This window comes from Levilactobacillus huananensis, from assembly GCF_003946145.1.
Lineage (GTDB): Bacteria > Bacillota > Bacilli > Lactobacillales > Lactobacillaceae > Levilactobacillus > Levilactobacillus huananensis.
In genome coordinates this window covers 37245-51384 of the sequence record NZ_RHOC01000010.1, presented here as the reverse complement: position 1 = coordinate 51384, position 14140 = coordinate 37245, and the positions used below count along the sequence as shown (strand labels likewise).

At 47.9% G+C, this 14140-nt stretch carries 16 protein-coding genes; 4 read left to right on the top strand and 12 right to left on the bottom strand.

The features are described from left to right. Positions 1–14: 14 nt before the first annotated feature. The 12 genes from nusG to EKM71_RS08500 all read right to left on the bottom strand — a co-directional run bounded on the left by nusG (position 15) and on the right by EKM71_RS08500 (position 10019). A complete protein-coding gene (nusG, locus tag EKM71_RS08555; RefSeq protein WP_125574183.1) occupies positions 15–566 on the bottom strand; it encodes a transcription termination/antitermination protein NusG in 552 nt (183 codons plus the stop codon). A 125-nt stretch (positions 567–691) separates the two neighbouring features. Then, a complete protein-coding gene (secE, locus tag EKM71_RS08550; RefSeq protein WP_057877849.1) occupies positions 692–868 on the bottom strand; it encodes a preprotein translocase subunit SecE in 177 nt (58 codons plus the stop codon). A gap of 49 nt (positions 869–917) precedes the next feature. Next, positions 918–1067 carry a 50S ribosomal protein L33 gene (gene rpmG, locus EKM71_RS08545; RefSeq protein WP_083488483.1) on the bottom strand — a complete coding sequence of 50 codons (150 nt, stop codon included), beginning with the start codon at positions 1065–1067 and terminating at the stop codon, positions 918–920. A 75-nt stretch (positions 1068–1142) separates the two neighbouring features. Continuing rightward, positions 1143–1703: a sigma-70 family RNA polymerase sigma factor gene (locus EKM71_RS08540; protein ID WP_225418024.1), complete on the bottom strand. Its 561-nt coding sequence runs from the start codon at positions 1701–1703 to the stop codon at positions 1143–1145. An 84-nt stretch (positions 1704–1787) separates the two neighbouring features. After that, a complete protein-coding gene (locus EKM71_RS08535) occupies positions 1788–2339 on the bottom strand; it encodes an NYN domain-containing protein (RefSeq protein WP_125574181.1) in 552 nt (183 codons plus the stop codon). Between the two features lie 21 nt (positions 2340–2360). Then, entirely contained in the window at positions 2361–3134 is a 774-nt protein-coding gene (rlmB, locus tag EKM71_RS08530) for a 23S rRNA (guanosine(2251)-2'-O)-methyltransferase RlmB (protein ID WP_125574180.1), read from the bottom strand. After that, complete coding sequence (locus EKM71_RS08525; protein WP_125574179.1) at positions 3131–3550, bottom strand: Mini-ribonuclease 3; 420 nt, start codon at positions 3548–3550, stop codon at positions 3131–3133. Before EKM71_RS08525 ends, rlmB begins: the two co-directional genes overlap by 4 nt. Continuing rightward, a complete protein-coding gene (gene cysS / locus EKM71_RS08520) occupies positions 3550–4962 on the bottom strand; it encodes a cysteine--tRNA ligase (RefSeq protein ID WP_125574178.1) in 1413 nt (470 codons plus the stop codon). The genes EKM71_RS08525 and cysS overlap by 1 nt, the downstream gene beginning before the upstream one ends. 188 nt (positions 4963–5150) lie before the next feature. Continuing rightward, positions 5151–6641: a glutamate--tRNA ligase gene (gene gltX, locus EKM71_RS08515; protein ID WP_125574177.1), complete on the bottom strand. Its 1491-nt coding sequence runs from the start codon at positions 6639–6641 to the stop codon at positions 5151–5153. Positions 6642–6792: 151 nt separating this feature from the next. Beyond that, positions 6793–7980 (bottom strand): PIN/TRAM domain-containing protein, encoded by a 1188-nt coding sequence (locus EKM71_RS08510; protein ID WP_125574176.1) that lies wholly within the window; start codon positions 7978–7980, stop codon positions 6793–6795. Positions 7981–8009: 29 nt separating this feature from the next. After that, the gene (gene radA, locus EKM71_RS08505) at positions 8010–9386 is read right to left on the bottom strand and encodes a DNA repair protein RadA (protein ID WP_125574175.1); all 1377 of its coding nucleotides are present in this window, start codon (positions 9384–9386) and stop codon (positions 8010–8012) included. A 93-nt stretch (positions 9387–9479) separates the two neighbouring features. Beyond that, positions 9480–10019, bottom strand: a complete 540-nt coding sequence (locus EKM71_RS08500) for a dCTP deaminase/dUTPase family protein (protein WP_125574174.1) — start codon at positions 10017–10019, stop codon at positions 9480–9482. Between the two features lie 165 nt (positions 10020–10184). Between EKM71_RS08500 and EKM71_RS08495 the strand changes: the two genes are divergently transcribed. The 4 genes from EKM71_RS08495 (at position 10185) to EKM71_RS08480 (ending at position 14062) form a co-directional block, all read left to right on the top strand. After that, a complete protein-coding gene (locus tag EKM71_RS08495; RefSeq protein WP_125574173.1) occupies positions 10185–10526 on the top strand; it encodes a GNAT family N-acetyltransferase in 342 nt (113 codons plus the stop codon). A gap of 6 nt (positions 10527–10532) precedes the next feature. Then, a complete protein-coding gene (rpiA, locus tag EKM71_RS08490; RefSeq protein ID WP_057877376.1) occupies positions 10533–11219 on the top strand; it encodes a ribose-5-phosphate isomerase RpiA in 687 nt (228 codons plus the stop codon). 348 nt (positions 11220–11567) lie between these two features. Next, entirely contained in the window at positions 11568–12374 is an 807-nt protein-coding gene (locus EKM71_RS08485) for an aldo/keto reductase (RefSeq protein ID WP_125574172.1), read from the top strand. Between the two features lie 353 nt (positions 12375–12727). Beyond that, positions 12728–14062 carry a C1 family peptidase gene (locus EKM71_RS08480; RefSeq protein WP_125574171.1) on the top strand — a complete coding sequence of 445 codons (1335 nt, stop codon included), beginning with the start codon at positions 12728–12730 and terminating at the stop codon, positions 14060–14062. Positions 14063–14140: the final 78 nt, after the last annotated feature.

The window sequence follows — 14140 nt, the reverse complement described above, 5'->3', positions numbered from 1 at the left end:
ACCTTGACGTCAGCCTACCCTAAAATTGGATCAACTTGATCAAAGTTTAATTCGGTACTGGTTTCTCGACCGAACATGTCGATATTCACCTTAAGCTTCATCTTTTCATTGTCAACTTCGGTAATCTTACCGACCAGGCCACTGAAGGCACCGTCGACAATCGTGACTGAATCACCAGGTGCCACATCCAGATCGGCGTGACGTGCGGACATGCCGACACGACGCAAGATCCGTTCAACCTCATCTGGTAACAGTGGTGTTGGCTTACTTCCTTGACCGTGAGAACCTAAGAACCCGGTAACCCCAGGGGTATTCCGAACCACGTACCAAGCCTGATCACTCATGACCATTTCCACCAAGACGTAGCCAGGGAAGGTCTTTTCCATTGAGACCTTATCCTTACCATTCTTGACTTCGTGGGCTTCTTCTTCTGGGACAACAACCCGGAAGATGTTATCCTGCATGCCCATTGATTCTGACCGGGATTCCAAGTTCGCCATAACCTTGTTTTCATATCCGGCGTACGTATGCAAGACGTACCATTGCTTTTCCGCTGACTCAACCATGTTCGGTGCAACTCCTTTAAATAATTGACTTTTTCGAGCAAAATAAAAAAAACTCCGCGCAAGTCGAAGTTCCTGTTACCTACCAATATAGCATATTTAACCGTGTTTGACCACTGACAATTCCACTAGGAGAGGAACTTCAGTCCGTACTGCACGACCCAGTCAACGACAGCGAAGAAAATGGAGAAAAGAATAGAAATCCCCACAACGGTTCCCGTATCGTGCCGTGTTTGCTTAACACCTGGCCAAGAAACCTGCTTCATTTCTTGCCCTACTGATTTAAAAAATCGGAATAAACGCATGCTGTTGCCTCCTAAAATGTCCTGTGTTCGTTGGAATTGTTAGTCTAAATTAACGGGTCTCACGATGTAACGTGTACTTCCCACAATATTTACAAAACTTCTTAACCTCAAGTCGTTCCGTGCGGGTTGCGCTTGCTGTGATGGTGTAATTCCGTGACCCACAAACTGAGCAGGCCAAAGCAATCTTCTTCTGAGCCATCTTGCCACCACCTTTAATTAAATCATGTTCAATCTCATACTGCATTAGATTACCATCAAATACCGGTCGCGTCAATCATTCGGCCAATAACTCCCGTAGCTTTACCTGACAACGGTGAACCGCGGCTGTTACCTGTTGGCGATTCATCTGTTCTTGCACCCCAATTATCGCAGGAGTTTCACCACGCATTAGGCCCGCAAAAACGGCCTTTTCAACACGTGAAAGACGCCCGGGAAACACTCTGAGGGCCTCCTTAATCTCAAGTTGTTCACGCACGGCCAATCGGTGGTCCGGAACAGTATCGGCTAAATATTCACGGTGGTCCTCCAAAGATACCTCTGGTCCCGCTGCTTGTCGCTTCTGGGCTTGGCTTTGCCGAATCAGATCAAAAACCCGATGACTCAGAATTAGCCGATAGAAGGCTCCAAAATTGGGTGACCGCCGGGGCGAAAATGTCAGGGTTGCCCGACAAAAGACCAGTAGTGCTTCCTGCTCCCAATCCTCGCTATCGTGTCCCGGAATAAAGTATTGTTGCTGTAAATGTAAGAGGATCGGTCGGTAACGGTCAAATAAAACCATTAATGCGGGTGAATCCACACTCTGGCGAATCAAAGTCAAGAGTGCCCAATCAGTCATTTGTTCCAATCAAAAAGCCTCCCTTTAGCTACAACTTCAGTCTAAAGGAAGGCTTAACGTCCGCCGAGCGAACGCGTGTTTTATTTATTGTCCTGGTTTCTCAGAATGTGCTGGCTTGGCCATCATCTGGTCACGTAACTTCTCTAACTTGTAGAGTTGTTGGTCGTTCCAAGGTGATTTACGCACCAGTCCCTTGTCCGCAAATTCACGGGCAGTCTGTTTGACCTCATTTTTAGCCCGCTCAATATCTCGAAGCAGTTCACCGGCGGGAATCCGCAAGGCGCCCTCCGAGAAGATCGTCCACTGTTCGGCCTGATCACTGGTAGCCACGGTGACTTGTGTAAAACGAGTCTGCCGCTCCTTGGCTAGCTTTTCAATATAGCTATCCGCCGTTTCATCACGATTTGTCCAGACCACTTCCAGGTCAAATTGCTGATAGCTTTTCGAAATACCCGGCACGTACATGGCATCAAAAACCACGGTGATCTTCGCATCTCGCAATTTACGGTAATTAGCCAACATACTCAGGAGTTGGTCTCTGGCCTCCGGTAACCGGTCTTTCAACTTTAACCGATTGAGCTCAGGCCAGTTGCCGATCATGTTATAGGCATCGACAATTAAAATATCTTCTTTCATATCCCTCGCCCATTTCTACGATTAGTGTTGTACGGGGTGCCGTGAATTGAACCCTTGATACATCAGAAGTCCAGCCGCCACACTGGCATTCAGGCTCTGAACCGACCCCACCATTGGGATGGTCAAGGTTTCATCAACCGTTTCCTTCAGCAAGCGTGAAATTCCCTTGCCTTCGTTCCCAATGATCAGACCTGTAGCGCCCTTGGCGTTCCAATCCCGATAGTCGGTTCCGGCCATGTCGGTTCCGAAGATCCAGAGTCCCCGTTCCTTCAAGTCCTTGACGGTATTAACCAGGTTTGTGACCCGAGCAACGGGAACCGTTTCGATGGCCCCAGTCGAGGTCTTGGCAACCACAGAGGTTAAGCCCACCGCCCGGCGTTTCGGAATAATAATCCCGTGAACGCCACTGGCATCGGCCGTCCGCATGATTGACCCCAAATTATGGGGATCTTCCACACCGTCCAAAATCAGGAAGAATGGCGGCTCGTCCGCAGCTTCGGCCTTAGCAAAGAGATCGTCAATGCTGGCATACTCAAAGGCCGCCACACCTAAGGCTACCCCTTGGTGATTCTGGTGATCCGTCAGTTGGTCTAGCTTCTGCTTAGGGACTTCAGAAATGACCAAGTGACGCTTACGCGCTAATTGTCGAATTTCATCAATAGCTTCGGCCTTTAACCCACTCTGCAAGAAAACTTTATTAATCGTTTGTTGGCTCCGTAGGGCCGCAACGGCCGGGTGTCGGCCAATCACGAAATCTGCTGCGGTGTCCTTCGGTTCATTTTGTTCTGGTCTCATTTGTTTGTCCGCCCCGCTTCCACTTGTTTAATACACCAGTTACTCAGCTCGGTGACCCGGTCGGTCTGACCACTGAGAGCCAAATACCCCATCAGAGCTTCAAATCCCGTCGAAATCCGGTAAGTCACCACGTCCGTATTCTTAGCATGGGTGTAGCTCTTCGCATTGCGTCCACGCTTGAACATGGTCCATTCTTCATCACTGAGAATCTTATCTTCCTCCATCAGCGCGATGAGAGCCGCTTGGGCCTTAGCAGAAACATAGTGTGTCGCCGTCTTCTGCAAATGATTGGGCTTAGCAATTCCCGCCTCAATCAGATGTTGGCGAATATGAACCTCATAAGCGGCATCACCCATGTAGGCCAATGCCACGCCATTTAGTTGTCGAAAATCAGTTTTTTCAGCTTGTTCAGTCATTAATTTCCCTTTCTCCAGCGCGTCCCTTGGGGCGTGTCTTCCAAAATGATGCCTTGATTCTTAAGTTGCTCCCGAATCTCATCGCTGCGTTCGAAGTTTCGGTCATTTCTAGCCTCAATTCGTTCGTCAATCAATGCTTGAATGTGGTCATCGTCTAACTCGGTCGCTTCCGCAAAGGTCACCCCAAATACAGCTAAGAGGTCGCTGAGCGTCTTACGAATGAATTCGAGCGTCCCAGCAAAGACTACCGGCCGCTCAGCGTAGACATTCCCTAAACGGGCCAAATCATGGACCTCAGCAATCCCATTTTGAACATTAAAGTCGTCATCCATGGCATCAATATAGTCTGCCGTAATCTGACGAATCTCCTGTTCCACTTTCGGATCATTACCGGTCTCGGCATCCTTCAACCGGTAACCCATGTTATTGTAAGCTGTTTGCAGACGTTCAAGATTCCGTGCCGCGGTGTCAAGATTCCGTTGGCTGTATTGGATCGGCCGACGGTATTGGGTCGTCGCCATGAAGAATCGCAACGTTTGCGCATCAACAGTCTTCAAGAGGTCATGCACTGTCACGAAGTTTCCAAGGGACTTGCTCATCTTCTCATTCTCATCGCCAACCGTCACGAAGCCATTGTGTAGCCAGTAATGGACAAAAGTCTTACCGGTCTTGGCTTCACTCTGGGCAATTTCATTCTCGTGATGGGGGAACGTCAAGTCCTCACCACCGCCATGAATATCAAATGTATCGCCCAAGAAATGTGTCGACATGACTGAGCACTCGATGTGCCAACCAGGACGCCCGGCCCCCCATGGGGATGGCCAGGAAATTTCCCCTGGCTTAGCACCCTTCCAGAGAGCAAAATCGACTGGGTCTTCCTTACGGGCAGTTTCTTCGTCAGCCGTATGTTGCGAAGCCCCTTCTTCGAGTTCATCGAGGTTCTGGTGGGACAGTTCACCATAGTTGGCGAACTTGTGTGCTCGGTAATAAACATCCCCATCGACTGGATAAGCGTAGCCCTTATCAATCAAGGCTTCCACAAATTCAATGATTTCGGGAATATGATCAGTTGCCCGTGGATTAACCGTGGCAGGTTCAATATTGAGCTGCGCAGTGTCTTCCTTAAAGGCTTGAATAAACCGATCCCCAAGTTCCGGTACCGTAATTCCTAATTTTTTTGCCTGTTTAATCATTTTGTCATCGACATCGGTAAAGTTAGACACGTACTTTACTTGATAGCCGCGATATTCGAAGTAACGGCGGATAGTATCAAAGGCAATCGCACTCCGCGCATTACCAATATGGATGTAGTTGTAGACGGTTGGCCCACAGACGTACATATTCACCACGCCGGGAGTGATAGGTTCAAATGTTTCTTTCTGGCGGGTCATCGTATTGAATACTTTGAGCATCACGAGGCTCCTTTCGGGTAACTTGAATTAAAACGCCACGGTCGTCTGGTTAAGTAACTACCGGTAGGCAGGAACAATGCCGAAACCAAAACCATGCGTAAGATAGGTCTATTGTAGCATATTCAACCGATAACAAAGAAGCCGAATGGACGGCCATAGGCCCTTCATCCGGCTTCTTTACCAAATCGTTAGCCTTCAAGTTGCGCTAGAGTTTGGCGAATGTGTTGTAAGGCCGTTTCACGGCCAACTAATTCAATTGATTCTGGTAATTCTGGACCATGCATTTCATGGGTAACGGCAATCCGGATAGGCATCCAAAGTTGACGACCCTTGATTCCAGTCTGTGCTTGAACCCGCTTAATCACGTGGAAAATCTCGACCGAGTCAAACAGATCGAGCTTTTCGATTTCAGCGGCGAAGGCCTTCAAAACAATTGGGGCCGTTTCGTTACTGATTTCTTCCAAGGCTTCCCCACTAACTTGGTCGGGTTCTTCGAAGAAGACCGAAGCCATGTCATTGATTTGTGCCATGTAGCTCATCTGCCGCTTGTACAAGTTGATCAATTGACGTGACCATTCAATTGTACTGGTATCTGGATTAGCTGGCACGTTGCCAGCCTTGATCAATTGCTTCAAGGCCAAGTCCATGACGGTGCTATCATCGGCATCCTTGACGTAGCGGTTATTTAACCAGTCCAACTTGTCACTGTCAAAGGTGGCAGGTGATGAACTCAAACGCGTTTCATCATACATTTTGATGAATTGCTTCCGGTTGAAGATTTCATCTTCTCCAACTGGTGACCAGCCCAACAACAGAATGAAGTTGAACATGGCTTCTGGCAAGTAACCCAAGTCACGGTATTGTTCGATGAATTGCAGAACAGATTCGTCACGCTTGGATAACTTTTTCCCAGTGTCCTTGCTGATGATCAGGCTCATGTGCCCGAACTTAGGTGCTTCCCAACCAAAGGCTTGGTAGATCATCAATTGCTTAGGCGTGTTGGCAACGTGATCGTCCCCACGGAAAACGTGGCTGATAGCCATCTTGTGGTCGTCAACAACAACGGCAAAGTTGTAGGTTGGCATCCCGTCACGCTTAGCAATGACAAAATCCCCACCAATGGTGTCAGAGTTAAAGGAAACATTGCCCTTAACCATGTCATCCCATTCGAAGATTTCATCTTTAGGTACGCGGAAACGGATAACTGGCTTCAAGCCCTTAGCCTTAGCGGCGTCGATAGCAGCTTGCTTTTCAGCCTCATCCATACCAGCATATTCGTACTCGTAATGTGGCATTTCCTTACGTGCTTTCTGTGCTTCACGGTCGGCTTGTAATTCATCTTCCGTCCGGTAAGATTCGTAGGCCTTGCCTTCATCCAACAATTGTTGGATCAGTGGCGTATAAATATCACGACGTTCTGATTGCCGGTAGGGACCGTAGTCACCACCAACATCGGGACCTTCATCCCAGTCCAAACCTAACCACTTTAAGTTGTCAAGTTGGCTTCTTTCACCATCCGCGATATTGCGTTTAGTGTCCGTGTCTTCGATTCTGATAATGAACTTACCCTTGTTGTGTCGGGCAAATAAGTAGTTGAAGATCGCTGTCCGGGCATTACCAATGTGCAGATGACCGGTAGGACTCGGTGCGTACCGAACCCGAATTGAATTCTTTGCCAAAACGTTTGCGCCTCTTTCTCTAATTTTTACGTCAATTTAGACTTATTGTCACCAAGTGCTGATGACAGATTGTATTAAGTGTACAATGCTCACCCCGAAAAATAAAGGGGTGGCCCTCGTAAACACCCTTAAAAGGACTCAGTCATCGCAATTAACGTGATCGCTTCGTCTTTTTCGAAGTCCCTTTACCGCCAGTCTTGGGCTTTTCGGTATGAGTCTCTTCTTCAATGTTCTTGCTGGAGTGAGCTGGCTTGGCGAAAATCATTCGCCCAGCATCAGTCTGAATGGCACTGGTAACGACCACATCCAACTGCTTGTTGATGAAGTAACGTCCGTCTTCAACGACGACCATCGTCCCATCATCCAGGTAAGCAACCCCTTGTTGTCGCTCCGTCCCGTTCTTCACCACCATCACATGCAGGTTCTCACCTGGAATGACTCGCGGCTTCAACGCGTTAGCCAATGAATTAATGTTCAAGACTTGCACATTCTGAAATTGAATGACCTTGTTGAGATTGTAATCATTGGTGACGATCACCCCACCATTCTCCTTAGCGAGCCGAATCAACTTGCTATCGACTTCGGGAATATCTTCATAGTCCCCTTCATACATTTCGATTGGCATGATGTGTTCGTTTTGGAGCTTGTTGAGAATGTCTAATCCTCGCCGTCCCCGAACCCGTTTGATGGAATCGCTAGAATCTGCGATGTACTGAAGTTCGTAGAGCACAAAGTTAGGAACCAGTAACGTACCTTCCAGGAAACCTGTCTTCGCCAAATCATAGATCCGACCATCGATTAAGATGTTGGTATCCAGAATCTTGTAGTGGTGAAAGTTAGGTTCCGTTGGCTTATCCAATACCTTCTCAGGATCCTCTTCAGTCGCCTTCTTACTCCGCGGCGTGAACAAGTTCCGCCATTCTTCCCCCCGCATCTTGCTGAGGCGCATCCCGATCCGAAAACCAAGATAGCCGAAGAGCAGCATAAGCAGTGCTGGAATCAGCGTGCCGATAAAAAATGAGGGAACTCGGAACAGAAACTGAGAAATCAACAGAGCCAAGGCCAGGCCGATGATAGCACCCAAGCTCCCGAAGATTAACACCATCGGATCCTGCTTATTCAGATAGGATTCGAGACGGCTAATCAATGACATAATCAGTCCGGCAAATAGTAAGCCTAAAATAAGGAATATAATTGCACCAATTAAGATATTAGCTAACGCATTATTTACCAGTGGACTGGTTAAGCCGACAAGATGCCAGAGACGTGGCAGGTAAGCCACTCCCATAACACCCCCGAGAATTGCAAAGATCACCAGAATAACTGTTTTCTTACGCATAAATTCACCTCCTTTCAAAGTTGCCAATTTTAGACGCCCAGCGCCAACTTCAACGCCTGACGCAAGGTCGTAACCCCGACCACATCAATATCGTGAGGGGGATTCCAGCCTTGTAAATTGTTCTTTGGAACGAATATACGTTTGAATCCAAGTTTCTTAGCTTCTGCGACCCGCTGCTCGATCCGGCTAACCCGTCGAATCTCACCAGTCAACCCAACTTCACCTACGAAGCAATCCGTTGGTGCGGTGGCCTTATCGCGATAACTGGACGCAATACTCATGGCAATCGCCAAATCAATAGCGGGTTCATCAAGCTTAACGCCCCCCGCCGCCTTCAAGAAGGCGTCTTGGTTCTGGAGCATCAGATTAGCTCGTTTCTCCAAAACAGCCATCAATAGGGCCACTCGATTACGGTCCAAACCACTCGAGGTCCGTTGTGCGTTGCCAAAGACAGATGGCGTCACTAATGCTTGGACTTCAACCAGGATTGGCCGCGTCCCTTCCATGGAGACGACAATGGCTGACCCATTGGCATCTGCCAGTCGTTCCTCTAGGAAAATCTCCGATGGATTGGCAACCTCATAGAGGCCACCTTCGCGCATCTCAAAGATCCCAAGTTCATTAGTCGACCCAAACCGATTCTTGACTGCCCGTAAGATTCGGTAAGTATGGTGCAAGTCACCTTCGAAGTACAACACGGTATCTACCATGTGTTCCAGAATCTTGGGCCCAGCGATCGCCCCACCCTTGGTCACATGCCCCACCACAAAGATTGTGATGTTGTTGGTTTTGGCAATCTGCATCAGCTCAGCCGTCACTTCACGAATCTGTGAAACCGATCCGATGGCAGACTCGATACCCGTCGCCTGCATCGTTTGTACAGAGTCAATGACCACGTAATCTGGTCGCATCTCTTCAATATTAGCCCGGATGCTCGCCATATCCGTTTCTGGATATAAGTATAGGTTGTCACTGTTAACGACCAACCGGTCTGCCCGCATCTTAATCTGAGAAGCACTTTCTTCCCCAGAGACATAAAGTACCTTGCCCCCGGTCGCACTCAGCTGACCGGAAACCTGGAGTAACAGGGTAGATTTTCCAATACCGGGATCCCCACCGATCAAAATTAGAGAGCCCGGCACAATGCCGCCCCCCAAGACGCGATTTAATTCCTCCATTTGAGTCTTAACACGGCTCTCAGTGGTGTGTTTGATCTCCTTCATTAATTGTGGGTGGGATCGTTCACCACTCACCGTCACACGGGTTGATTGGGGCTTCGCATTAGCAGGCGCAACAACCTCTTCAACCATGGTGTTCCATTCTCCACAGTTGGGGCAGCGACCCAGATAACGCGGTGAACTGTAATCACAATTCTGACACACAAATTTAGTTTTGGTTTTAGCCACGTTCATCCCCCAAATCCGTTCCGTTTTCGTATCTTTATTCTAGCATATTTACAAGCCAATCCCCCACTAGTCCGTTAGTGCAATTCTAAAGAATTAGTTACGATCAGAGGACCCAAAACCACCGGTTCGTTGTTGCTGTGGCGCTTGTTCATCGTCGGCTAACAAATAAGGCATGAAAATCCCTTGCGCGATCCGTTGTCCTTTCTTGATCACCACATCACTTATGCCAACATTTATCAGCTGAACGAAAATTTCTCCTTCGTTTTTTTCGTTATTATAATAATCGGCATCAATCACCCCGACACCATTTGGCAGAATCAAATTGTGCTTAAGCGGATTACTCGACCGGTTAGCCAAAATGAGCACCTCTCCTGGCTGCATGTACGCTTTGATGCCTGTAGGTACCAGCCAAGGCTTCAAGTCACTCTGCCCCGCCATGAGTTCGGTCGTCGTTAAGGCGTCTCTGTGACGTAGTCGTTTAAAAGCATGTAACAGATCGTGCCGCCAAATTGAGGGTAACGTAAAATCCTCGGCGCATTCGAAATCATAACCCGCAGCCTGTTGGGTCGTCCGATATGGTCGCTTTACACCCTGGTTGGCGTACTTACTGACAACTTCAAATCCCCGTTGCATACTGACACTTCCTCTTCTTATAGTCTATATTTGACACTCTGTTACTAGAGTAAACACCTTTCTCCCCGATTACCAGTAAAATTGTCCCGCAGGCCAAAATTAGTTGACAAGCCGACGTGGATAGACCAAAATCGAGAGGAAGACTGGTTTGGAAAGGAGTCACGCATGACCATTACGGAACATCCCGGACGGCTGACTATCATGTCTGACGGACAGTTAATCGCGAGCCTACACTACCTTCAATTGAGCACCACCTCTTGGGTTCTCGAACAACTCTTTGTTCGTCCCACGCAAGACGTTTCAGCCGTTGCACAACAGTTGATTAGCCGCTTTGTTGACTTAGCACGGGAGAACGACGTCACTGTCAAGGTCTTGGATCCGTACGCCAAGCGCTACTTCTCGCAACATCCCGTTCCTGACTTGCTGGCAGCTAATCAGCTACCAGTAACAGGGCCGACCGCCGTCCAGCCAGTTGCCTTAAATTTACGTCACACAGAAGAGGAGTAATTCAGCATGGATCAAAACGCATTAAAAGCCCTCGTGGGCCAAGAAGCTGTCAAGTATGTTAAAGATGGCATGATTCTCGGAATCGGAACTGGTTCGACTGTTCGCTACATGATTGACGCCTTAGGTAAGCGTGTCAAAGAAGAAGGCCTCAGTATCGTTGGGGTTGCGACTTCCGATCGTTCCGCTAAACAAGCCGAGTCTCTGGGGATTACCATCAAGCAGTTGGATGAAGTTGACCACCTTGATTTAACCATCGACGGTGCCGACGAAATCGACGACAACTTCCAAGGTATCAAGGGTGGCGGTGCCGCTCACCTCTGGGAAAAGATTGTGGCCATCAACTCCACGAAGAACATGTGGATTGTTGATGAAAGCAAGATGGTTCACCACTTAGGCAAGTTCCCACTACCTTTGGAAGTCATCCCATTCGGTTCCAGCCACGTTCTGGAAAAATTAGACAAGATGGACTTACACCCTGCCTTCCGGATGAATGAAGACGGTAGCCACGTCTTGACGGATTCCAAAAACTACATCATCGACCTGCACCTTGGCCGCATCGATCACCCACACGAATTAGCCAACACCTTAAACGGAATTGTCGGCATCGTGGAACACGGCTTGTTCTTGGACACGGTCAACACGGTTATTGTCGGCCGTCAAGATGGCCCAGAAGTGTTGAACGCTCGCGACTAATCATCGTTAGTGATTATCCCAAATAATTTGGACCACTAAAAAATGACAGGCGATGATCGCCTGCCAAGATCCACGAAACGTTATCCCGCGACCTAGCTAGGCTGTGGCGATAACGTTTTTATTTTTCCTGCTATTAGTCTCATTTCATATGATCTAACTTCTACTGCTAAGTCTGTGATCGACAACTCATGAAGGCCGCTATCATGGGACCCCAACCCCTTCAGAACAAACTGGTTACCTGTATAAATATCCCCTGCATAAGGGACAATCCCTGAAACTATTCGCCCAGCAGTGTATCATAGACAAATGTACGGTGATTTTAAAATACTTATATAGCGAGGTAATCACATGGAAACGACACAATTAAGCAACGGCGTTACTATCCCAATGTTAGGTTTTGGGACTTACTTGATCGACAGTAAGGACGTCCCTGCATCCATCAAGACGGCCTTAGATGCTGGCTATCGGCATCTCGACTGCGCCCACATCTACGGCAATGAACCAGCCGTTGGCGCGGCCATCAAGGCTTCCGGCATTGACCGCTCCGACCTGTTCATCACCTCTAAGGTTTGGAACGCTGACCAAGGTTATGACAAGACCCTGGCCGCCTTTGAACAAACACTATCTGACTTACAATTAGACTATCTAGACCTCTACCTGATTCACTGGCCAAATGAAGAAAACTTCGAGTTGACCTTAGACACTTGGCGCGCCCTAGAAACCCTCTACCAACAAAAGAAGGTTCGGGCAATTGGAGTTTCTAACTTCTCTGAAGACCAACTCAACCAAGTCTTTGCCATGGCTAAGGTTAAGCCAATGGTCAACCAAATCGAGCGTCACCCTTACAAGGTTCAAGCCAAATTAGGCAAATTCGACACAGATAACGGTCTCGTCAATGAAGGCTACTCCCCAATCGGGCACGGTCACTTAATTCTTGAAGACCCTGTGATTGTTAAATTGGCCGATAAATACGGTAAGTCACCCGCTCAGATCGTCTTACGGTGGCAAATTGATACTGGCTTCGTGGTCTTCCCTAAGTCTTCTAAGCCAGCCCGGGTTCGCGAAAACTTTGAAATTTCCGGCTTTAACTTAACAGCCGCTGAAATTGCCGAGATTAACGCTTTGGACCAAGACAAGCACCTTAACTACGACTAATCTGCTGACTCTGACTATCAATCTTTACGCTTTAAAAAGGCAATCCAATACAGTTGGTATTGGATTGCCTTTTTGGGACTGACTCATTTCAGTGACGTCGATGACCCCAACTAAAAATAAATTCTCCTATGGCCGCTCCCCAAAAGAAAACGACAGCAAATAGGATAAGTGTGACGCCACTACCTGATCCACTGAACATGGAAGCCCCACCTCTCATAATTACAACATTATTTTTGTATAATAACTTCAATATGAGCGGTTCCAAGTGCCTTGTCAATTGAATTTTCCATACACCTATACAAAAAATGAGAAGATTGGGGTACAATGAGAGAATAGTTAGGAGAGTGACGTCATTGAGTAAAGAAATCACGGCGGACCAAACCGCCCGTTATCAACAAGCTTTAGCTGCTGACCCCACCGCGAAGGTCTTAGAACGCGCCGTCAGCCATCAAGGAATCTTAGCAACCTCTGCCGATTACGCTTCTGAAACCGACATGACTCCCGTCTTATCCATTGATTTGGATACCGGGAAAGTTGCCAACCAAAAACAAAGTGGTCGTTGTTGGATGTTTGCCGCATTGAACACGATGCGTCATCATTTAGCCGATCTGTTTAATTTGAGTGACTTTGAATTATCCCAAAACTACACCAATTTCTGGGATAAATTCGAAAAAGCCAATTACTTTTACGAAAACGTCTTGGCCACTGCCGACCAACCAACGTCTAGCCGTAAGGTGGCCTTCTTAATGGCTACCCCACAACAAGACGGGGGCCAATGGGACATGCTGTGTGCCATCATTGAAAAATACGGGATCGTGCCTAAGTCAGTTATGCCTGAAACCTACAACAGTTCCAAGTCTAGCGAACTTAACAGTACGTTGAACTTGAAACTGCGTAAGGACGCCGTAACTTTACGGAAATTAGTTGCTGACAAGGCCAGCGATGCTGACATTGCCGCTGCTAAAGACAAGATGCTCGGTGAAGTTTACCGCTTACTGAGCTTCTCACTCGGCGAACCCGTTCATGAATTTGACTTCGAATACCGTGACGATGACAAGAACTACCACATCGACAAGGGCTTAACCCCTAAGTCATTCTTCGACAAGTACGTCGACTGGAACCTGTCCGACTACGTGTCCATCATCAACGCCCCGACTGCCGACAAGCCTTACAACCACACCTACACAGTTGAAATGTTAGGTAACGTGGTCAATGGCCGTCAAGTCAAGCACTTGAATGTCACGATGAAGGACTTCAAAGCCCTGGCCATCAAGCAACTCCAAGCGGGACAATCCGTCTGGTTCGGTTGTGATGTTGGTCAATCCTCAGAACGTCAAAAGGGAATCATGGACACCAAGTTCTACGACAAGGATGCCCTCTTCAACATCGACTTCTCCACGACCAAGGCAGAACGCCTCGATTACGGCGAAAGCATGATGACCCACGCCATGGTCTTGACCGGTGTCGACTTAGTCGATGGTCAACCTACCAAGTGGAAAGTTGAAAACTCTTGGGGTGAAAAGGTCGGCACGAAGGGTTACTTCGTCATGAGCGACGCTTGGATGGACGAATACTGCTACCAAGTCGTTGTGAACAAACAATTCCTGCCTGACGACTTAAAGAAGACTCAGGAAACTGAAGAACCAACGGTCTTGGCTCCTTGGGATCCAATGGGTGCTTTAGCTTAAGGATTCGAACTTTAATTGTCATTAAAAATCGCCTTCCCTTAAATTGGGAAGGCGATTTTGTTTCGGCTTTTTTAGTTG